Source organism: Rhodococcus triatomae, from assembly GCF_014217785.1.
GTDB classification, from domain to species: Bacteria; Actinomycetota; Actinomycetes; order Mycobacteriales; family Mycobacteriaceae; genus Rhodococcus_F; species Rhodococcus_F triatomae.
In genome coordinates this window covers 753,073-773,630 of record NZ_CP048814.1, presented here as the reverse complement: position 1 = coordinate 773,630, position 20,558 = coordinate 753,073, and the positions used below count along the sequence as shown (strand labels likewise).

General features: G+C 68.7%; 15 protein-coding genes. 3 read left to right on the top strand and 12 right to left on the bottom strand.

The window, feature by feature from the left end; all coding sequences use genetic code 11:
- Window positions 1–25: 25 nt before the first annotated feature.
- A complete protein-coding gene (locus G4H71_RS03590) occupies window positions 26–1,219 on the top strand; it encodes an NAD(P)-dependent malic enzyme (RefSeq protein ID WP_072736764.1) in 1,194 nt (397 codons plus the stop codon).
- 60 nt (window positions 1,220–1,279) lie between these two features.
- Here the strand turns inward: G4H71_RS03590 and G4H71_RS03585 are convergent, their stop codons facing one another.
- The 4 genes from G4H71_RS03585 to G4H71_RS03570 are packed head-to-tail and all read right to left on the bottom strand — an operon-like array spanning window position 1,280 to window position 4,759.
- Window positions 1,280–1,966: an ABC transporter permease gene (locus G4H71_RS03585; RefSeq protein ID WP_072736765.1), complete on the bottom strand. Its 687-nt coding sequence runs from the start codon at window positions 1,964–1,966 to the stop codon at window positions 1,280–1,282.
- A complete protein-coding gene (locus G4H71_RS03580) occupies window positions 1,963–2,655 on the bottom strand; it encodes an ABC transporter permease (protein WP_072736766.1) in 693 nt (230 codons plus the stop codon). Before G4H71_RS03580 ends, G4H71_RS03585 begins: the two co-directional genes overlap by 4 nt.
- 4 nt (window positions 2,656–2,659) lie before the next feature.
- Window positions 2,660–3,796: an ABC transporter ATP-binding protein gene (locus G4H71_RS03575; RefSeq protein ID WP_072736767.1), complete on the bottom strand. Its 1,137-nt coding sequence runs from the start codon at window positions 3,794–3,796 to the stop codon at window positions 2,660–2,662.
- Between the two features lie 9 nt (window positions 3,797–3,805).
- Window positions 3,806–4,759: an ABC transporter substrate-binding protein gene (locus G4H71_RS03570; protein ID WP_072736960.1), complete on the bottom strand. Its 954-nt coding sequence runs from the start codon at window positions 4,757–4,759 to the stop codon at window positions 3,806–3,808.
- 189 nt (window positions 4,760–4,948) lie between these two features.
- Here G4H71_RS03570 and G4H71_RS03565 point away from each other — a divergent pair, with 189 nt between their 5' ends.
- Window positions 4,949–5,866 carry a glycine betaine ABC transporter substrate-binding protein gene (locus tag G4H71_RS03565; RefSeq protein ID WP_072736768.1) on the top strand — a complete coding sequence of 306 codons (918 nt, stop codon included), beginning with the start codon at window positions 4,949–4,951 and terminating at the stop codon, window positions 5,864–5,866.
- Here G4H71_RS03565 and G4H71_RS03560 read toward each other — a convergent pair.
- Genes G4H71_RS03560 through G4H71_RS03550 form a run of 3 tightly spaced genes read right to left on the bottom strand, consistent with a single transcriptional unit; the run spans window position 5,825 to window position 9,157 of the window.
- Complete coding sequence (locus G4H71_RS03560) at window positions 5,825–6,748, bottom strand: alpha/beta hydrolase (protein ID WP_072736769.1); 924 nt, start codon at window positions 6,746–6,748, stop codon at window positions 5,825–5,827. The two genes, G4H71_RS03565 and G4H71_RS03560, sit on opposite strands and share 42 nt — an antisense overlap.
- A 13-nt stretch (window positions 6,749–6,761) precedes the next feature.
- Window positions 6,762–7,598, bottom strand: coding sequence for an SDR family NAD(P)-dependent oxidoreductase (locus tag G4H71_RS03555; protein WP_072736770.1), 837 nt, complete (start codon window positions 7,596–7,598; stop codon window positions 6,762–6,764).
- Entirely contained in the window at window positions 7,595–9,157 is a 1,563-nt protein-coding gene (locus G4H71_RS03550) for a flavin-containing monooxygenase (RefSeq protein WP_072736771.1), read from the bottom strand. Before G4H71_RS03550 ends, G4H71_RS03555 begins: the two co-directional genes overlap by 4 nt.
- A gap of 71 nt (window positions 9,158–9,228) precedes the next feature.
- Here G4H71_RS03550 and G4H71_RS03545 point away from each other — a divergent pair, with 71 nt between their 5' ends.
- Window positions 9,229–9,864: a TetR/AcrR family transcriptional regulator gene (locus tag G4H71_RS03545; RefSeq protein WP_072736772.1), complete on the top strand. Its 636-nt coding sequence runs from the start codon at window positions 9,229–9,231 to the stop codon at window positions 9,862–9,864.
- A gap of 21 nt (window positions 9,865–9,885) precedes the next feature.
- Here the strand turns inward: G4H71_RS03545 and G4H71_RS03540 are convergent, their stop codons facing one another.
- The 5 genes from G4H71_RS03540 to G4H71_RS03520 form a co-directional block, all read right to left on the bottom strand.
- The gene (locus G4H71_RS03540) at window positions 9,886–10,596 is read right to left on the bottom strand and encodes an AAA family ATPase (protein WP_072736773.1); all 711 of its coding nucleotides are present in this window, start codon (window positions 10,594–10,596) and stop codon (window positions 9,886–9,888) included.
- A 33-nt stretch (window positions 10,597–10,629) separates the two neighbouring features.
- Entirely contained in the window at window positions 10,630–14,478 is a 3,849-nt protein-coding gene (locus G4H71_RS03535; protein ID WP_425503992.1) for a multifunctional oxoglutarate decarboxylase/oxoglutarate dehydrogenase thiamine pyrophosphate-binding subunit/dihydrolipoyllysine-residue succinyltransferase subunit, read from the bottom strand.
- A gap of 169 nt (window positions 14,479–14,647) precedes the next feature.
- On the bottom strand, window positions 14,648–18,478 hold the full coding sequence (locus tag G4H71_RS03530; protein ID WP_083342756.1) for an ABC transporter ATP-binding protein: 3,831 nt from the start codon (window positions 18,476–18,478) through the stop codon (window positions 14,648–14,650).
- 43 nt (window positions 18,479–18,521) lie between these two features.
- Window positions 18,522–19,298 (bottom strand): DUF2705 family protein, encoded by a 777-nt coding sequence (locus tag G4H71_RS03525; RefSeq protein ID WP_072736775.1) that lies wholly within the window; start codon window positions 19,296–19,298, stop codon window positions 18,522–18,524.
- Window positions 19,295–20,488, bottom strand: coding sequence for an ABC transporter ATP-binding protein (locus G4H71_RS03520; RefSeq protein ID WP_371842140.1), 1,194 nt, complete (start codon window positions 20,486–20,488; stop codon window positions 19,295–19,297). The genes G4H71_RS03525 and G4H71_RS03520 overlap by 4 nt, the downstream gene beginning before the upstream one ends.
- Window positions 20,489–20,558 lie beyond the last annotated feature (70 nt).

Below are 20,558 nucleotides of genomic sequence, written 5' to 3'. Positions count from 1 at the left end.
GCGGCGGCTCAGCAGGAGTGTCAAGGTGTCCATTGTGTCTGAACCCATCACACCGCAGAAGGTCGAACTGACGGACGAGGAAATCTTCGCCGGTCACGTCGGCGGCAAGCTGTCCGTGGAGCTCACTGCGCCGCTGGAGACGCAGAAGGATCTCTCGATCGCCTACACCCCCGGAGTCGCGCAGGTCAGCCGCGCCATCGCCTCCGACGAGACCCTCGCCGACCGGTACACGTGGACGAACCGCCTCGTCGTGGTCGTCTCCGACGGTTCGGCGGTGCTGGGCCTCGGCGACATCGGCGCCCGCGCTTCCCTGCCCGTGATGGAGGGCAAGTCGGCTCTGTTCAAGAAGTTCGCCGGGCTCAACTCGATTCCGCTGGTGCTCGACACCAAGGATCCGGACGAGATCGTGGAGACGCTGGTGCGGCTGCGTCCGAGCTTCGGCGCGGTCAACCTCGAAGACATCTCCGCCCCGCGCTGCTTCGAGATCGAGAAGCGAGTCGTCGAGGCGCTCGACTGCCCGGTCATGCACGACGACCAGCACGGCACCGCGATCGTCGTCCTCGCGGCGCTCAAGGGCGCTGCCAAGGTCCAGGGACGCGACATCGGATCGTTGCGCGTGGTGATCTCCGGAGCCGGCGCCGCGGGTGTGGCCTGCGCCAACATCCTGCTCGCCGCGGGTGTCCTCGACGTGACGGTGCTCGACTCCAAGGGCATCGTGTCCAAGGATCGCACCGACCTCAACGACATCAAGGTCGACCTGGCCGCGCGCACCAACTCGTCCGGTCTGTCCGGCGGGATCGCCGAGGCGCTCGCGGGAGCCGACGTGTTCCTGGGTGTGTCCGCGGGCACCGTCCCGGAGGAGTTCATCGCGACCATGGCGGAGGGCGCGATCGTGTTCGCGCTGTCGAACCCGGACCCGGAGATCCATCCGGACGTCGCCCGCAAGTACGCGGCCATCGTCGCGACCGGCCGTAGCGATTTCGCCAACCAGATCAACAACGTCCTCGCGTTCCCCGGTGTGTTCCGCGGCGCGCTCGATGCCGGCGCCCGCCGCATCACCGAGGGCATGAAGCTCGCCGCCGCCGAGGCCATCCTCTCGGTCGTCGGTGACGAGCTGGCTGTGGACAAGATCGTCCCCAGCCCGCTCGATCCTCGCGTCGCCCCCGCTGTTGCCGAGGCCGTCGCAGCTGCCGCACGCGCAGAAGGCGTGACTGGCTAGCGGAACACCCCGAATACCCCGGCACGAGCCCGCATCCAAGGCGTCGACCGGGGTATTCGCCTATCCGGACACCGGTCGTCGTACGTGCAGTCGTCCGGTGCCGGGGGTCGACACCCACACGGCAAGGGCGAGTAGCCCGTCCACGATCAGGGCGAGGGCGGCCACCAGTATCGCTCCCACCAGGACCCGGTCGTACTGGTAGAGGGCCAGCCCGTCGAAGATGTAGCGACCGAGCCCGCCGAGATTGACGTAGGCGGCCACGGTGGCCGTGGCGATGATCTGCAGCGTGGCGTTCCGCAGTCCGCCGAGCACGAGCGGCATCGCGTTCGGAGTCTCCACCCGCGTCAGGACCTGCCATTCGTTCATCCCCATCGCGCGGGCCGCGTCCACCACCTTCGGATCCACGTTCGCCACCCCGGCGTAGGTTCCCGCCAGCAGGGGCGGGATGCCGAGCAGAACCAGCGCGAGGATCGGTGGCATCAGCCCCAGGCCCAGCAGCAGCACCAGGAAGGTGAGCAGGCCGAGAGTCGGAATCGAGCGCAGCGCATTCACCACACCGACGAGGACTGCCTCGCCCCGCCGGACGTGGCCGACCCACAGACCCAGCGGAACCGCCACGACTGCGGCGAGTGCCACCGCGAGCACGCTGTACCAGAGGTGCTGGGCGATGCGCGCGGCGATACCGCCCTCCCCGGACCAGTGGGCCGGGTCGACGAGGAATTCCCACGCGGATCCGAAGATGCTCATCGCGGTACCTCCGCCGCCACCGTGGCCCGCCGACGCTCACGGCGACGGGTCGGCCGATCGGCCCGGGTCCACGGCGTCAGTGCCCGGCCGAGCAGGTACAGCAGCAGATCCAGCGCCAGGGCCAGGACGACGATCGCGATGATGCCGGCGAGGATCTGGTCCGGGTAGTCCCGTTGATATCCCTGCGTGAAGAGAACGCCGAGCCCGCCGATGCCGATGAGGGAGCCGACCGAGACGAGGGACATGTTGGTCACCGCGACCACGCGGACCCCGGCCGCGAGCACCGGGACCGCCAGGGGCAGTTCGACCGTCAGTGCTCGCCGGATCTGGGTGAAACCCATTGCCGTGGAGGCATCCACCACGTCCGCCGGAACAGCGTCCAGCGCCTCGGGTACCGCGCGGACCAGGAGCGCCGTCGAATAGACGGTGAGCGCGATGACGACGTTGAGCGGGTCGAGGATCTGCAGACCGAACAGCGACGGGATCGTCACGAACAGGGCGAGCGACGGAATGGTGAACGCGACCCCCGCGAGGACGAGCGTGCCGCGCCGTAGCCACGACACGCTCCGCACGGCGATACCGACCGGCACCGCGACGAGTAGCCCGATCGCCAACGGCACCAGCGCCAGATACAGGTGGGTCCGGGAAAGGTCCACGACGGTTCCGAAGTTGTCGATCAGCCAGCGCACGGCGTCACTGCTTCTCGAAATAGGATGCGCCCCGCGCCCGATCCTCGGCCCGGCGTTGTTCCGCGAGCGCGGTGAGAACCTCCGACCCGCGGATTCCGCCGCGGACGGCACCGTCCTCGTCGACGGCGACACCGACACCCGAGGGGGACGAGATGGCTGCGTCCAGTGCCTGTCTCAGATCCGCACCGGGCGTGAACAGTGAACCCCCGGCGGCGGTGGAGTCGGCGACGGAGGCCCCGGCGCGGACACCTTCCACCCCGGTGACATCGAGCCAGCCCCGCGGCCGTCGCTCGGTGTCCACGACGAGCACCCACTCGCCCTGCTCCAGCCGTAGCGCGGGGATCTCGTCGGCGACGACGGTCCGGATCTCGTGCAGCACCACGCCGTCGGCGTGCCGGAAGGAGAGCCCGCGATATCCGCGGTCCCGTCCGACGAAATCGGCGACGAAGTCCGTCGCCGGTGCCGAGAGGACGGTCTCGGGTGTGTCGTACTGTTGCAGCCGTCCGCCACCTCCGAACACGGCCACCCGGTCACCGAGCTTGACGGCCTCGTCGATGTCGTGGGTGACGAACACGATCGTCTTGCGCAATTCTGCTTGCAGGCGCCGCATCTCGGCCTGCAACTCCTCGCGTACGACCGGGTCCACGGCACTGAACGGCTCGTCCATCAACAGGATCGGCGGATCGGCGGCGAGCGCTCTCGCCACCCCCACACGCTGCTGCTGTCCGCCGGACAGCTGTGCCGGGTAGCGTGTCGCCAGTGCCGGGTCCAGTCCCACGCGTTCCAGGACGCCGAGAGCGTGGGACCGCGCCTGCCGCCGGGACTGCCCCTGCAGGACCGGCACCGTCGCCACATTGTCGACGACGGTGCGATGCGGCAGGAGGCCACCGCTCTGGATCACGTAGCCGATTCCCAGGCGCAACGTGACCGCGTCGGTGGCGGCCACATCGCGCCCGTCGACGCTGACGGTGCCGGATGTCGGGGTCACCATGCGGTTGATCATCCGCATCGCGGTCGTCTTGCCGCCTCCGGAAGGGCCGACGAAGACGGTGAACGAGCCGTCCTCGATCTCGAGGTCGAGAGTGTCGACGGCGACCGTCCCGCCGGGAAACTGTTTGGTGACGGCGTCGAACCTGATCACGTCGGCGACCTAGGAGATCGGCTCGTCGAGGCCCTGCGCTGCCACCCACTGCTGCGCGGCGGCAGCGGGTTCGACCTTCGCGTCGCCGGACACCTCGGTGTTGAGTGCGATCAATTCCTCGGTGGTGAGCTTCGCGGAGGCGGCGTCGAGGACCGAGGTCAGCTTGTCGGAGGATTTCGCGGCGCGGATCACCGGGACCACGTGCTGCGCGGGGAAGTTGTTCTCCGGATCCTCGAGCACGACGAAGTCGTTGGCGACGATCGAGGGAGATGTCGTGAAGATGTTCGCGGCGGTCACCCTTCCGGACGCGAGCGCCTCGACGGTGGCCGGTCCGCCACCGTCGCCGATCGGCACGAAGTTGCCGGGGGAGACCTCGAGGGCGTAGCGAGCACGCAGGCCGGGCAGGCCCACCGGCCGTTCCTGGAACTCGGCGGGCGCGCCGAACGTGACCTCGGCCGAGTACGGAGCGAGATCGCCGATGGTGGTGAGGTTCCACCGGTCCGCGGTCTCGCGGGTGACGACCACCGCGTCCTTGTCCTCGGCGGGAGCCGGTGCGGCGAGGACCAAGTCGTCGCCCAGGGCAGCAGGGAGGGCGGCATCCACGTCGTCCGAGCTGGTGGCGACCGCGTCGGAGTCCAGGTACTGCAGGAGATTCCCGGTGTAGTCCGGAATCACGTCGATGGACCCGTCGCGCACTGCCGGGATGTAGGCCTCGCGGCTGCCGATGTTGAACCGGGTCTCGACGTCGAAGCCGTTGACGCGCAGGACCTCGGCGTAGATGTTGGCGACGGTCTCGGACTCGGGGAAGTTCGCCGAACCGATGATCACCGCGTTCGGATCGTCCCCGGAACCCTCACCGGACGCCGACAGTGGGTCGGATCCTCCGCCGCACGCAGCGAGTGCGAGGGCGCAGGTCGCCGCGACCGCGACGACGAACCCGGTCCGGAGCTGTGGAACGCGCATGTGCATCCTTCCGCCTCGGCGGTGCGGCCCGGGCTGTGCGCCCGCGGGAGCCGTTATCGCCTGTGACCTGGTGACCCGGTGACCCGGTGGCCCGGTGGGCCGCTGCCCCGTGCGTCAGTGTAACGATAGGAGCGGCTCGGACCAGGATTCGACTCGAGATGGTTTCGGCAGTGTGCGGGAAGGAGCGGCATGGCCCGGCAGAACTCGGTGACGAGGCGACGGATCCTCGGCGCGGCGGCGAGTGTCGTCGCCGCGGCCGTGATGCTCACGGGGTGTTCCGGCTCCGATTCGGTGTTGGATTCGGCTGACCGGGCGTCGGACACCGAACTGGTCGTGGGTGCGGGAGTCGGTACCGCGGGGGAGGTGCTGGGGGAGATCTATGCCGGCGCCTTGCGCAGGGCCGGCGCCCAGGTCGAGGTCCGCGGTGGATTCACCGGCCGCGGCGATCACCTCGCGGCCCTCGACGCCGGGCTCGTCGACCTGGTTCCCGAATTCAGCGGGGCACTGCTGAACCACCTGCAGCCCGGGGCCACGGTCACCTCTCCGGACGAGGTGTTCGAGGAATTGAGTCGCTCTCTTCCCCAGGGGATTTCGGTCTCGGACTTCGCCGGGGCCGAGGACAGGGCCGTGCTGGCCCTCCCGCGGGACGCGCTGGGGGACGAGCTCTCGCTGGCGGACTTCGCGCCGAGATGCGCGGGGAGCGCGCTCGTCCACTCTCGGGGGTGGGATGCGGCCGCGACACCGGCCGGCGCGCTCGAGGACGTCGGTTGCAGTTTCGCGGTGGTCGCGGAGGCCGAGTCCGGCGTGGTGCCGCCGGCGGCGTCCGTACCCGTAGGGCTCGTGCCCGTCGTCGGACTCACCACCGCGGATCCGGACGCATCCGCCGACGACCTGGCAGTGCTCGCCGACCCGGATCGGGTGTTCACCGCTCAGAACGTCCTGCCCGTGTTCCGCTCCGACGCGATCTCCGACCGGCACCGCGACGCACTGGCTTTCGTCGCGGGGGAGCTGACGACGACGGACCTGGCCGACATGGTCGGCCAGGTCCGTACGGGGCAGTCCGATTCAGCCGACGTCGCGCGCGACTGGCTCGACGCGCATGTGTGAACGCAGGTGGGAACCGAGTTCGGTGACCGCGTCCGCGGCTTCCCGGAGGATGGACGCCTGGAGATGGGCGACGTGCCACAGCTTCTCGTACTCGGTGGTGTGGACGGCGACTCCCGCTGCGTCGAGGCGCCGGGACAGTTCCATCACCTGGGGATACAGCACCTCGTCGACCCCGATGTGAATGATGGTGGGCGGCAGGTCCCGGAGGTTCCCGTGTAGGGGCGCATAGCCCTCGTCGTTCGGGTCGCCGGCACCGAGGTACTTCTCCGCGGCGTCGAAGGACCACCGGGTGTTGATCACCAGGTCACGATCCTTCTCGGTCTCGCGTGACGCCGGGTCCACCCACGGCGCGATCAGGCCCAGTGCCGCGGGAGTCACGCCGTGCCGATCGATCAGCCTGCGTGCGGTGGCCAGGGCCAGTCCGCCGCCCGCGGAATCACCCGCGACGGCGATCGACTCCGGTGCGAACCCGTGTTCCGTCACCAGCTCGAGGTACGCGGCGACGGCGTCCTCGAGCCCCGCGGGAAACGGGTGCTCCGGCGCGAGACGGTAGTCGAGTGTGTAGACGACACTGGAGGATTCGCGTGCCAGGTGCGCCGCGAGCGACCGGTGGGTGGCCAGAGAGCCGATCGTGTACGCACCGCCGTGGAGATACAGCACGGCGGTGCGCCTCTCGGTGGCGCCCACCGTGATGCGTTCCGCGGGCCGACCCGCGAGGGTGGTGGATCGCACCACCGCCCCCGCGGGCAGTTGCTGCAACGGTGCCGCCAGATCCAGTAACGACCGCTGCACCCCGTACGGCAGACGTGCGTTGAGGGACAGCCGGTAGAACGGCTTCAGCGCGGCCGCGACGACCGGCAGCGGCAGGGCAGGGAGTCTCATACCCGTGACGACCTCAGGACTTCGGGGACTTGGGCATGAATTGGGCGGCGACCTTGGCGACGAACCACTGGTAGCGCGGGCCGATGATGCGGACCCAGGCGTCGAGAAGCTTGGCGTCCGCGCCGATCAGCACGCGTGCCTTGTTCTTCCGCACACCCTTCACGATCACCGCGGCAGCATCCTCCGCGGTGGTGCGTGCCAGTTTCTGGTCGAAGAACTGCGCGAAGGTGTCCAGATCCTCGCCCGGCCCCGCGGTGGCGTTGCGGGCGATCGCGGTCTTGATGCCACCCGGGTGCACGCAGGTGACCTGCACCGGATGCTTGGCGATGAGCATCTCCTGGCGCAGTGCCTCGGTGAAGCCGCGGACCGCGAACTTCGCCGCGTTGTACGCGGTCTGCCCGGGCATGCCGAGGAGGCCGAAGAGGCTCGAGACGTTGATCAGGTGCCCGTCGCCGGAGGCGATCAAGTGGGGGAGAAATGCCTTGGTGCCGTTGACAACTCCCCAGAAGTCGACGTCGACGACCCGCTCGAGGTCCTTGAACTCGGCCTTCTCGAACTCGCCGTGGTAGGCGATGCCTGCGTTGTTGTAGACCTGGTTGACCGCGCCGAAGTGCTCGGCCACGGCATCGGCATATGCGAGGACGGCCTCGCGCTGGGTGACGTCCAGCGTGTCCGACTTGACCTCGGCGCCGAGCGCCTTCGCCCGGCGCACCGTCTCCTCGAGCCCGACGCTGTCCATGTCGGACAGTGCCAGCTTGGCGCCCTCGGACGCCAGGTTCAGTGCCAGTGCGCGACCGATACCGGAACCCGCTCCGGTGATGACGACGACCTTGCCGCGGAACTCACTCACTTTGCTGCCACCTTCTTCTTGTCGGCGACCGCTGACGGTGCCGGGGAGGGGAGATCGCTCGTCGCGACACTGTTGTACGCCACCAGGTCGAAACGGCGGGTCTGATTGCGGAATTCGAAGGTGAACCCGGGCCACAGCGTCGTGTTGTTGCCGTGCTTGTCGAGGTACCAGCTGGCGCATCCGCCGTTGTTCCAGACGCTGTGCGAGAGCTTCTCCTGCAGTTCGCGGTTGTACCGGTCCTGCACGTCCTGCCGCACCTCGACGGTGCCGAGGTCGTAGCGCTCGATGGTCTTCAGTGCATCGACGACGTAGTTGAGCTGCGACTCGATCATGAACACCATCGACGAGTGGCCGAGGCCGGTGTTCGGGCCGACGAGGAAGAACATGTTGGGGAAGTTGGCGATCGAGGATCCCTTGTAGCCCTGCTGGCCCTGCGCGTCGAAGACCTGTGCGGCGGTGCGTCCGTCCTTGCCGATGATTCCGGCGAACATCGGTGAGTCGGTGACGTGGAAGCCGGTGGCCACCACGATGGCGTCGACCTCGCGGCGGGTGCCGTCCTTGCTGACGATCGCGTCCGCGGTCACCTCGTCGATGCCGTCGGTGACGACGTCCACGTGGGACTGGGACAGCGCCGGGAAGTAGTTGTTCGAGATCAGCATGCGCTTGCAGCCGATCTGGTAGTTCGGCCGGACCTTCTTGCGCAGGTCCTTGTCCCGGATCTGGCGACGCAGGTGGATCTCCGCGGCGGCCTGGAGCGGCTTCATGAAGACGGGCGCCTTGGCGAGGCCGACGACCTGGGTCTCGCGGGTGACGTACTGCAGCGTGCGCGAGAGGCGCTGGAATCCGGGTACGTACTTGAACGCGAACTTCTCCGCCTTCGTGTACTCGCGATCCGAGCGCGGCAGGATCCACGGCGCGGTGCGCTGGTACACGTCGAGGTGGGAGACGTTCTTTGCCAGCTGTGGGACGATCTGGATGGCGGAGGCGCCGGTGCCGATCACGGCGACCCGCTTGCCGGTGAGATCGGCGTCGTGATTCCACTGGGCGGAGTGGAAGATCTCGCCCTGGAAGTCGCCGATGCCCTTGATGTCGGGCAGCGACGGCTCACACAGGGCGCCGACGGCGGTGATCACGACCTTGGCGGTGTAGTCGCCCTTCGTGGTGTGCACCCGCCACTGGTTGCGGTCGTTGTCCCACTGGGCCGAGAGGACGTCGCAGCCGAAGACGTGCCGGTCGCGGACCTTGTACTTGTCGGCGACCGACTGGATGTACCGCTGGATCTCCGGCTGTGGCGAGAACGAGCGGGTCCAGCCCGGGTTGAGCGCGAACGAGTAGGAGTACAGGTTGGACGGGACGTCGCAGGCCGCGCCCGGGTAGGTGTTGTCTCGCCAGGTTCCGCCCACGTCGTTGCCGCGCTCGAGAACCAGGAAGTCGCGCTTGCCGGCCTGGGTGAGCTTGATGGCGGCGCCGAGACCTGCGAATCCGCTGCCGATGACCAGGGTGTCCACGTGGCGCGTGGTGCCCGTGGTGGAGGAAGTGTCTGTAACTGGGAGACTCATGTAATAGACCATACGGGCGACGCTGTGACGCAGTCAATAGCTTATTGAACTTCATTCAGTAGGATTGTGCCATGGATGTGGCCAAGCGGACGCGACTGAGCCCCGAACAGCGCAAGGAACAGTTCATCGAGCTGGGCGCGCAGATGCTGACCGAGCGGAATCTCGAGTCGATCTCCGTCGAGGACATCGCCGACCAGGCCGGGGTGTCGCGCGGCCTCCTGTACAACTACTTCGCGTCGAAACACGACTTCCACATCGCGATCGTCCAGCGGACCAGTGACGAGTTGCTGTCCCAGACCGACCCCGGTGTGGTCGCCCGCGGCGTGGAGGAGCCGTTCGGTCTCCTACACGCGGTGCTCGAGTCCTACGTGGACTACGTCACCGACAACAGCAACGGCTACATCTCGTTGCTCCGAGGCACGGCCAGTGGTGACGCGGATATGCGGGCCGTGTTCGAGCGCACCAGGACCGAGATGTCCGCGCGCATCCTCGATCATCTGCCGCTTCTCGGGATCGAGCGGTCCGCGCACGTCGAGCTCGCGGTGCGCGGATGGATCGCGTTCGTGGAGGAGGCCACCATCACCTGGTTGCGAGCCCCCTCCATCGAGAGGGAGCAGCTCATCCGCATGCACGTGCAGGCTCTGCCTGCGTTGGCCGTGGCGTCGTCGCCGGAACTGGCCGCCACCCTCGCGGCCTGGAGCGCGTAGTCGGAGCGGACCGCGTGCCGGTCACAGATGACGCAGGAACCGCTCCGGCGCATCCAGGAACGAGCGCCAGCCGCGGACCAGGGCGGTGTCCGCCCACTCCGGGTACTCGATGCCGCCGTCGGTGAGCTCCCAGATCCGTGCTCCGGGCACGGCGGCGAGGAGAGGCGAGTGGGTTGCCAGGATGACCTGCGAGCCCTCGGCCGCGAGGTCACCCAGCACGCCGATCAGGGCCAGGCAGGACTGGAAGGACAGAGCGGCTTCCGGCTCGTCGAGTATCCACAGACCCACTCCGACGGGGCGGTCGGCCACGTAGCGGAGGAAGGACTGGCCGTGGGAGAGCTCGTTGAATGCCTGGTCACTCGCCCGTGGCCGCTGTTCGTCCGCGGCACCGAACAGTGCGTGCATCGACTCGGCGCGAAGGAAGCACCCGCCGAAGGGCTGCGGCCTCGCGCCGGTGTACGTCAGGTGCCGACCGAGGTCGGCGTCCTCCGCGCTGGGCGCGGAGGACCACATCCGGTCCTGCGCGTCCCGGAAACCGACCTGCCAGGACGCCGCGATCGCCTCGACCAGGGTCGACTTCCCGACTCCGTTCTCGCCGATCAGTACCGTGATCGGGTCGGTGAACTCGAGACCGCTGCGCTGTAGCTGCGCGATCGGGGCGAGGTCCAGATACCACGAAGCCGGGTCGAACCCACTCCGTGGAGTGAGTTCGACCCGGCTCAGTGGCAGCATCGTCCAGACGTACCCGGTCTCGGCCGGGACGCCTCAGCCGAAGGCCTCGTTGATGATCTCCTGCTGTTCGACGGCGTGCACCTTGCTCGACCCCGAGGACGGCGCGGACATCGAGCGACGCGACACCCGGCGGATGCCCTGGAGCTTGTCGGGCAGCAGTTCCGGCAGGGCCAGGCCGAAGAACGGCCACGCGCCCTGGTTGGCCGGCTCCTCCTGCACCCACAGGAACTCGGAAGCGTTCGGGTACCGGTCCAGCGTCTCGCGCAGGCGCCGGCTCGGCACCGGATACAGCTGCTCGACCCGGACGATGGCGACGTCGTCGCGTTCGTCCTTCTGCTTCTTCGCGAGCAATTCCCAGTACAGCTTGCCGCTGACCAGGAGAACGCGGGTGACCTTGTCGCGGTTGCCCTCGCCCGTCTCGTACGCCGGCTCCTCGAACACCGAGCGGAACTTGCCGGTCGTGAAGTCCTCGATGTTGCTCACCGCTGCCTTGTTGCGCAGCATCGACTTCGGGGTGAACACGACCAGGGGCCGACGGATGCCGTCGAGATGATGGCGGCGCAGCAGATGGAAGTAGCTCGCGGGAGTGGACGGCACGGCGACCGTCATCGAACCCTCGGCGCACAGCTGCAGGAACCGTTCGATCCGTCCGGAGGTGTGGTCCGGACCCTGCCCCTCGTGACCGTGCGGCAGCAGCAGCACGACGTCGGAGAGCTGACCCCACTTGGCTTCACCCGACGAGATGAACTCGTCGATGATCGGCTGCGCACCGTTGACGAAGTCGCCGAACTGCGCCTCCCACAGCACCAGGGCGTCCGGGTTGCCGACCGAATATCCGTACTCGAAGCCGAGCCCGGCGAACTCGGTGAGCGCCGAGTCGTAGACCATGAACTTGCCGCCGTTGCCGGCGTCGGTGGCCACCGTCTGCAACGGTGTGTACTCGTCGCCGGTCTTGCGGTCGATGAGCACCGAGTGGCGCTGGGTGAAGGTACCGCGCCGTGAGTCCTGCCCGGCGAGGCGGACGAGCGCGCCCTGCTCGACGAGCGAACCGAAGGCCAGCAGTTCCGCGAATGCCCAGTCGACGTGGCCTTCCCGGGACATCTCGCGACGCTTCTCGATCACCGGCTTGACGCGCGGATGGACCGTGAACCCGTCCGGGACGTCGACGAACGCGTTGCCGATCCGCTCGAGAACCGACTTGTCCACGGCCGTGGTGAGGCGCGGGGCAGGCGTCTGGTCGAGTTCGACGGACTCCGAGGGCTCGGGCTGGTACTTCTCCAGTTCGCGAACCTCGTTGAAGACCCGCTCGAGCTGGCCCTGGTAGTCGCGCAGCGCGTCCTCGGCCTCCTTGAGCGAGATGTCGCCGCGACCGATGAGGGATTCGGTGTAGCTCTTGCGGACGCTGCGCATGGTGTCGATCACGTCGTACATCGCCGGCTGCGTCATCGACGGGTCGTCGCCCTCGTTGTGACCGCGGCGGCGGTAGCAGATCATGTCGATGACGACGTCCTTGTGGAACTTCTCCCGGAAGTCGACCGCGAGCTGGGCGACCCAGACGCAGGCCTCCGGATCGTCGCCGTTGACGTGGAAGATCGGCGCACCGATCATCTTCGCCACGTCGGTCGAGTACTCGGACGAGCGGGAGTGCTCCGGCGCGGTGGTGAAGCCGACCTGGTTGTTGACCACGATGTGCACGGTGCCGCCGGTGCGGTACCCGCGCAGCAGTGCCAGGTTCAGGGTCTCGGCCACGACACCCTGGCCGGCGAAGGCGGCGTCACCGTGGAGCATCAGCGGCAGGACGGTGAACCCGTCCTCGCCCTTGTCCAGGATGTCCTGCTTCGCGCGGACGAGGCCCTCGAGCACGGGATCGACGGCTTCGAGGTGCGACGGGTTCGCGGTCAGCGACACCTTGATGTCGTTGTCGCCGAACATCTGGATGTATGTGCCCTCGGCACCGAGGTGGTACTTGACGTCGCCGGAGCCGTGGGCGGCCGCCGGGTTCATGTTGCCCTCGAACTCGGTGAAGATCTTCGAGTACGGCTTACCGACGATGTTGGCGAGGACGTTGAGCCGGCCTCGGTGCGGCATCGCGATGACGACCTCGTCGAGAGCGTGATCCGCGGATCGATCGATCACCGAGTCCATCATCGGGATCACCGACTCCGCACCCTCGAGCGAGAATCGCTTCTGGCCGACGTACTTGGTCTGCAGGAAGGTCTCGAAAGCCTCGGCGGCGTTGAGCTTGCTGAGGATGTACTTCTGCTCCGCCACGGTCGGCTTGACGTGATGGGCCTCGACCCGCTCCTGGATCCACTGCTGCTGATCCGGTTCGAGGATGTGGGTGTACTCGACCCCGACGTGGCGGCAGTACGCATCGCGCAGCACCGCGAGGACGTCGCGCAGCCTCATCTTGTCCTGGCCGTGGAAGCCGCCGACCTTGAACTCGCGGTCCAGATCCCACAGCGTCAGGTCGTGGGTGGTGACGTCCAGATCCGGGTGGCTCTTGAACTTGTCCTTGATGAACTGCAGCGGGTCCGTGTCCGCCATCAGATGGCCGCGGTTGCGGTATGCCGCGATCAGCTCGAGCACGCGCGTGCTCTTGTCGATCACGCCTTCCGGGACGTCCTTGCGCCACCGCACCGGCTCGTACGGAATCTGCAACGAGTGGAAGATCTCGTCGTAGAACTCGTCGCTGATCAGCAGGTTGTGGATGGTCCGGAGGAAGTCGCCGGATTCCGCGCCCTGGATGATGCGGTGATCGTAGGTGGAGGTGAGCGTCATCAGCTTGCCGACGCCCATCTCCGCGATCTTCTCGTCGCTGGAACCCTGGAACTCGGCCGGGTACTCCATCGCGCCGGCGCCGATGATCGCGCCCTGCCCCTTCATCAGGCGAGGCACGGAGTGGACCGTCCCGATGCCGCCGGGGTTGGTCAGCGAGATCGTCACACCGGAGAAGTCCTCGGCGCCGAGCTTGCCCTCACGGGCGCGTCGGACGATGTCCTCGTAGGCCGCGTAGAACTGGGTGAAGTTCTGCGTGTCGGTGTTCTTGATCGCCGCGACGACCAGCGAACGGTTGCCGTCCTTGCCCGCGAGGTCGATCGCGAGGCCCAGGTTGGTGTGCGGGGGCGTGACGACGTTGGGCTTGCCGTCGATCTCGGCGAAGTGCCGGTTCATGTTCGGGAAGACCTTGACGGCCTGCACGATGGCGTACCCGAGCAGGTGCGTGAACGAGATCTTCCCGCCGCGGGTGCGGGCGAGATGGTTGTTGATGACGATGCGGTTGTCGGCCATCAGCTTCGCGGGGATCGCCCGCACGCTGGTGGCCGTCGGGATCGTCAGCGACGCGTTCATGTTCTTCGCGACGGCAGCAGCCGCGCCGCGGAGCACCCTGGATTCCTCGGTGGCCGGCGGAGTGGCCGGTGCCGAGGCCTTGGTCTCGGTGGCCTTGGTCGCCGGGGTCTCGGTGGCCTTGGTCGCCGGGGTCTCGGTGGCCTTGGTCGCCGGGGTCTCGGTGGCCTTGGCCTCCGGCTTCGCGGCTGGAGAGGGCTTCGCGGGGGTCTTGGCCGCCGGCTTCGCTGCAGCCGTGGCCCTGGCGGACTCGGGTGCGGGCTTCGTCGTCCGCGCGTCGCCGCCGGACGTGGCTGCGGCGGTCCCGTTCGAGGACTTGGCAGCCGTGCCGTTGGAGGACTTCGCGGCCGTGCCGTTGGAGGTCCCGGAAGCCGGGGGCGGGGATGCGGTGCCGCGGGATCCGGAGGCGCCGCCGTCGGAGGAATGGCCGTTCCCGCCGGGTGCAGCGGCTCCAGCCTCGGGTGAATAATCTGTCAAGAACTCGTGCCAACTGGCGTCCACGGATGATGGATCGTCTTGGAAACGCTGGTACATTTCGTCGACCAGCCACTGGTTCTGTCCGAACTGGGATGTAGAGCTGCTGCTCACGGCAGGTGTTCGCCTCATTTCCTTTTTGGTACCCGATCAGAGCGCCTGTACATGAGAGTAGCCCGCGCGTGTGACGGGCTTATTCCGCGCCGCCCATCTGTGAGATGGGTCACGGTCAGGTGATGGGGTTTCCATCGACGACGGTTCTCGACCCGAGATTATTCCCCTCCTCCTCTCGCGCCGCATCCCACAGGTCCGCATAGGGGCCGCCGGAGGCCGTGAGAAACTCATGTGTTCCGACTTCCACGATACGGCCCTTGTCGACCACCACCACCAGGTCCGCACTCGCGGCGGTCGCCAACCGGTGGGCGACGATCACCGACGTGCGGTGACGGGTGACGGCGCGCCCGGCGTCGAGGACCTTCCTCTCCGTGGCCGGATCCAGGGTCGCGGTGGCCTCGTCGAGCAGCAGCAGATCGGGGTCCACCAGTTCGGCTCGCGCCAGCGCGATCAACTGGCGCTGGCCGGCCGACAATCCCTGGCCGCGCTCGCCGATCGGCTGGTACATCCCCCCGCGCAGGGCCGCGATCGTGCCCAGGGCACCCACCGATCGCGCCGCCTCCTCGATCTCGGCGCGGGTCGCATCCGGTCTGCCGAAGGCGATGTTGCTCGCGACGGTCCCCGTGAACAGATGTGCTTCCTGTGGAACGACACCGAGCCGGTGGCGGTAGCGGGACAGCGGATAGCGGCGCAGATCCACGTCGTCGACGCGTACCGAGCCCGCGGTCGGATCGTAGAACCGAGCCAGGAGTTTGACGACGGTGGATTTTCCCGCGCCGGTGCGGCCCACGAGCGCGACGGTCGTTCCGGCGGGTACGGCGAGGGTGACGTCGTGCAGGGCGTCCGCCGCTGCACCCTGATAGCGGAAGGTGACGTCCTCGAGAGTGACGTCGCCACGCAGATGCCCGTCCAGGGGCACCACGTCCGACGAAGTCGCCGTCTCGATCGAACTGCGGGTCGCGAGCAGGTCGGCGATTCGGCGCAGGCCGACCCGTGCCTGCTGGTAGCCGTCGAACACCTGCGACAACTGCTGGATCGGCCCGAACACCAGACCCAGGTAGAGAACGAAGGCGACGAGGACACCGGCGGACGTCGCTCCCGAGGCGACCTGGTGCGCGCCGACGAACACCACCGCGGCCAGAGCGAGGTCGGAGAGGAACGCGATGAACGGGAAGTACACCGAGATCGCCTGCTGGGACCGCATCCGGCTGCGCCGGTAGCTGTCCGCGCGCTCGGCGAAGTGACGGGCCGCGTACTCCTCCCTCCGGTACGCCTGCGCGGCACGCAGCCCGGCGATGTTCTCCTGGAACTCGGCGTTGACCAGGGAGATTCGCTCTCGGGAGACCGCGTAGGCGGTTCCCGACACCTTCCGGAAGATCAGTGTCGCCACGAGGAGGGGCGGTATCGCGGCCAGGGTGACCGCGGCCAGCGTGAGATCGGTGAGCAACAGCGCAGCGGAGATGCCGGCGACGGTCAGGACACTCACGACTGCCGTGGACATACCGGTCTGGATGAACGACGAGAGTGCATCGACGTCGGTGGTCATCCGCGTCATGATGCGGCCGGACAGTTCGCGCTCGTAGTAGTCCACGCCCAGGCGCTGCAGGTGGGCGAAGCTGCGCACGCGCAGACCGAACAGCACGCGTTCGCCCGCCCGCGCGGTGATCACCGTCATCACCGCGACGACGACCCAGTCCAGAACGACGATCGCGAGGCCGAGCGCGGTCGCCCCCCACAGGACCGTGTAGTCGCCGGGAACGACGCCACGGTCGAGGGCCAGTCGGACGATCGACGGGAACGAGATGTTGGCGAGCGAGTCCAACGCGAGGCACACGACGACGGCGGCGAGGAGCCAGCGCACCGGGCGCAGGATGCTCGGCAGCCGGAAACGCGGGTTCTCGCGGCGCAGTGGCCCGGTGTCCGTTCCCGGGGACTCGTCCGCGGGCGGCAGCGCCTCGACCGCAGCTTGTAGCTCGGGCGTCGCGGCGACGGCGCCCAGCGCGCCGGACACCCCGCCGCCTCCACCGCCGCTTCCACCTCTGGTGCGTGGTGGAGTCGCGGCCTGGGTCGGTGCGTCGGCCGTCGGCGCATCGGCCGGCCACAGGTCTGCCTCCGTCGGCGTCGTGATGCTCGGCTCCGTGGCGTCGATCGATGCGGTCCGTTCCCGGGACGCCGTGGCGAAGAGGTCGCGGAAGACCGCGGAGCGCGCCTGCAACTCGGGCACGGTGCCGATGTCGACGATTCTGCCGCCGTCGAGTACGGCGACCCGGTCCGCGAGGGTGAGGGTCGAGTGCCGGTGGGCGAGGATCAGTGCGGTGCGCCCGCTCCCGGACCGCAGCGCGCGGTAGATCTGTGCTTCGGTGGCGGCGTCGACGGCCGACGTCGCGTCGTCGAGGACGAGAACTCGAGGGTCCACGAGCAGGGCCCGTGCCAGCGCGATCCGCTGCCGCTGGCCGCCGGACAGGGTCAGCCCGCGTTCCCCGACGAGTGTGTCGTAGCCGTCCGGCAGCGCTTCGACGAACTCGTCGGCAGCCGCCATCCGGGCGGCGTCGCGAATCTGCTCCGCCGTGGCGTCCGGCCGGCCGAGGGCGATGTTCGCGGCGATGGTGTCGGAGAAGAGGAACGGTTCGTCGAAGACCAGGCCGACCGCGGCGCGGATCTGCTCGGCGCGCAGCGTCCTCACGTCGAAGGACTCGTTTCCCGAGGTGAGCGCGACGGTGCCCGTCTCGGCGCCGTAGAAGCGGGGCAGCAGCAGGGACAGTGCGGTCTTGCCGGAGCCGGCCGCACCGACGACGGCGACCGATTCGCCGGGGGCGACGCGCAGATCGAGGCCGTCCAGGACCGTGCGTCCCTCCTCGAACCCGAACGTGACGTCGTGGAAGTCGATGCCCAGCGGCCCGTCCGGCAGGGTGTGGGGACGGTCCGGATCATCGACCTCGGGTTCGCTGTCGACGACCTCGTAGACGCGTTCCACCGCGGCCCGGGACAGGTTGGCCATGATCACCACCTGCGACAGCGTCCGGGTGACGGCTGTCATCGTCGCGACGTAGGTGGCGAAGTCGAGGAACGTCCCGATGGTGATGCTGCCGTGCACGGCGAGATAGCCGCCGACGGCGATCACGCCGACGAGGCCCAGTTGCGGGAGCGCCGCCATCGTCGGAGTGAAGCGTGCGTTGATCCGCGCCGACCGCATCCGCTCCGCGTACAGCCGGCGGCTGTGTTCCTCGAGCAGGTCGACGGCGCGGCGCTCCTGCCCGAATCCCTTGACCACCCGCACCCCGGTCACCGACTCCTCGACGTGCTGGGCCAGGTCCGCGGCACGTTGCTGGGCGGACCAGGTGGCGGCGAACAGTGTCGGACGGACGAACCAGACGACGGCGACGACGGCCGGGACGATGACCAGCGCCACCACGGTGAGCAGCGGGGACAGCCAGGCCATGATGCCGAGCGCCAGTACGAATTGCAGGAGAGCGCCCGCCGAGAGCGGCACCATTGCGAGCAGCCCCTGCACCAACTGCAGATCGGTGATGGACCGCGACACCACCTGCCCGGTCCGGATCTGGTCCTGGCCGCGACCGTCGAGTCGTTGGAGGGCGCCGAGGAGACCGAGCCGCAGATCGTGCTGGACGTCGAGCGACAGCCGCCCGGCCAGCAGTCGCCGGCCGTACTGGCAGGCGAAGCGCACGCACGCCAGCGCCGCGATGGCGACGGCGACCACCCCGATCACGTGGCCCGGGTCCCCGGCGGCCGCGGCGTCGAGGGCGTACTTCGTCAGCAGCGGGAAGGAGATGTCGATGAGGGCGGCGACGACCGTGACGGACAGGGCGCCCAGCATGGTGCTCCGGTGCCGCCAGCACTCGGCCGTGAGCCTGCGGATCCACCCGGCGTCACGGTCCGACCCTCGTGCGGTGCGCGAGCGGATCGGTTCTGCGGTTGTGCCGGCCATCGGGTCCACCGTAGACCCGGGCTGTGACAGCCGTTCCCGGTGGTCAGGTGACGTCGCGGGTCCGCACCGTGAACCACCCGGCAGCGACCAGTGCGAGCGCCCAGAACAGCAGGGTGAGCGGGGCGCCGGGCCACAGCGGAAGCTCCTCGACGCCGTTGGACGAGGCGCCGTTGACGACGGTGCCGACGGTCGCGGACATCGGCAGCATCGCGCCGACCGCGCCGCCGCCCAGGCCGGACAGGATGCCGCGGACGACGAGCTCGCCGATCGTGAACCACACGACGAGGGTGACGGTGGCGCCGACGGTCGATCGCGTCACCAGTCCCAGGCCGGCGCCGATCAGAGTCCAGGCGAGGGCGACGACCAGGCCACTGCCCAGCAGTCCCGGCCAGGTGGAGGTGAGGTCGGCGTCGCTGCTGAACGTCAGCAGCAGCGCGGAGCTGACCAGGACCACGACGAGGCAGTAGCCGAGCCCGAACAGAGACGTCACGGCGAGCTTGGCGGCCAGGACTCCGTCGCGGCTGCGCGTCGTGGTGAAGGTGGGGGTGACGGTGCCGTAACGGAACTCGGTACCGACGTTCACCGCGGCGAACACGGCGCCGAAGAGGACCACGAAGAAGAGGGCCACGACGACACCGAAGACGGTGGCCACCGAGTTGGCCACCGTGCCGTCGCCGCCGAGGCCCTCGGCGACCGCCCGCACGAGCGGCAGTGTCACGGCGCCGGAGAATGCGCCCACGACGAGGGGGACGAGGCCGAGGATCCACCAGAATCGCAGGGACACGACCTTGCGGAACTCGGAGTTCAGCAGCCCGATCATCGTGGGCCTCCGGGTCCGGTGGGAGGTTGCTGCGGATACCCCGGAGGCGGGTACCCCTGGTGTGGGGGAAAGCCCTGCCGCGGGGGGTAGCCCTGCTGCGGGGGGTAGCCCGGCGGGGGATAGCCGTGCTGTGGCGGATAGCCGGGCGGCGGATACCCCGGCGGCGGGTATCCCGGGGTCCCGGGATACCCCGGCGGGTAGGGCGGCGGCACGGGCGGACCGTAGCCACCGGGGGCGCCGGGCGTGGCACCGGCGACGTACTGGGCGGCGGTCATCGACAGGAACAGCTGCTCGAGATCGATCTGTTCGACGGCGATGCCGAACACCGTCACGCCCGCCTCGGCGGCGACCTGCTCGACGATCGTCGCATCCGCGCCGACGACGGCCAGGCGTCCGTCCGTCAGGGAACGGGAGTCGACGACGCCGTGGGCAGCCAGCGCGGTCGCGAGGTCCGGCGGGCTCGAGGACGCGACCAGCAGGCGGCTGTGCTGCGACCTGCGCAGGTCGTCGATGCGTCCCTGGTAGACGAGCGAACCACGGCTGAGGATCAACAGGTGATCGACCATCTGCTCGACCTCGCGCAGGATGTGGCTCGAGACGAGCACGGTCCGGCCGGACGCGGCGAAGCCCTCCAGGAAGTGGCGCAGCCAGGCGATGCCCTCGGGGTCGAGGCCGTTCGCGGGCTCGTCCAGCACGAGGATGTGCGGGTCGCCGAGCAGCGCCGTCGCGAGGGCCAGTCGCTGCCGCATGCCCAGCGAGAACTCGCCCACCCGGCGCCGGCGCGCTGCGCCGAGGCCGACCAGTTCGAGGACCTCCTCGGCGCGGTGGTCGGGCACGCCGACGGCGGGTGCGTACACGCGCAGGTGGTCGATCGCGGTCCGCTTCGGATGGAGCGTCCCGGCGTCCAGCACGGCGCCGACCGTCCGTCCGGGATGTGGCAGGGACGCGAACGGCACACCCTCGATCGTCGCGACGCCCGAGGTCGGTGCGGCCAGTCCCAGGATCATCCGCAACGTCGTGGTCTTGCCGGAGCCGTTGGGGCCGAGGAATCCGGTGACGGAGCCGCGCGGCACGGTGAAGGAGACGTCGGTGACGGCGGGCACCGTCTTGTAGACCTTGGTCAACTCACGTACCTCGATCGGCGCGGCGGCACCGGGTGCCGAGTTGCCGGCGGGAACGGTGATGCTCACTGCGTCCTCCCCTGATCGCGCCCGGGCGCTGCCGAGCGGTGTACCGATGGTCGGCCGACGGCCGTTCGGA

What these genes read in the sequence shown, in the direction of transcription:
- G4H71_RS03585 (WP_072736765.1), bottom strand. Translation starts at nt 1,966, where the DNA reads ATGAGCATCTTCGGATCCGCGTGGGAATTCCTCGTCGACCCGGCCCAC.
- G4H71_RS03570 (WP_072736960.1), bottom strand. Translation starts at nt 4,759, where the DNA reads ATGCGCGTTCCACAGCTCCGGACCGGGTTCGTCGTCGCGGTCGCGGCG.
- G4H71_RS03565 (WP_072736768.1), top strand. Translation starts at nt 4,949, where the DNA reads ATGGCCCGGCAGAACTCGGTGACGAGGCGACGGATCCTCGGCGCGGCG.
- G4H71_RS03560 (WP_072736769.1), bottom strand. Translation starts at nt 6,748, where the DNA reads ATGAGACTCCCTGCCCTGCCGCTGCCGGTCGTCGCGGCCGCGCTGAAG.
- G4H71_RS03550 (WP_072736771.1), bottom strand. Translation starts at nt 9,157, where the DNA reads ATGAGTCTCCCAGTTACAGACACTTCCTCCACCACGGGCACCACGCGC.
- G4H71_RS03545 (WP_072736772.1), top strand. Translation starts at nt 9,229, where the DNA reads ATGGATGTGGCCAAGCGGACGCGACTGAGCCCCGAACAGCGCAAGGAA.
- G4H71_RS03540 (WP_072736773.1), bottom strand. Translation starts at nt 10,596, where the DNA reads ATGCTGCCACTGAGCCGGGTCGAACTCACTCCACGGAGTGGGTTCGAC.
- G4H71_RS03535 (WP_425503992.1), bottom strand. Translation starts at nt 14,478, where the DNA reads ATGTACCAGCGTTTCCAAGACGATCCATCATCCGTGGACGCCAGTTGG.
- G4H71_RS03530 (WP_083342756.1), bottom strand. Translation starts at nt 18,478, where the DNA reads ATGGCCGGCACAACCGCAGAACCGATCCGCTCGCGCACCGCACGAGGG.
- G4H71_RS03525 (WP_072736775.1), bottom strand. Translation starts at nt 19,298, where the DNA reads ATGATCGGGCTGCTGAACTCCGAGTTCCGCAAGGTCGTGTCCCTGCGA.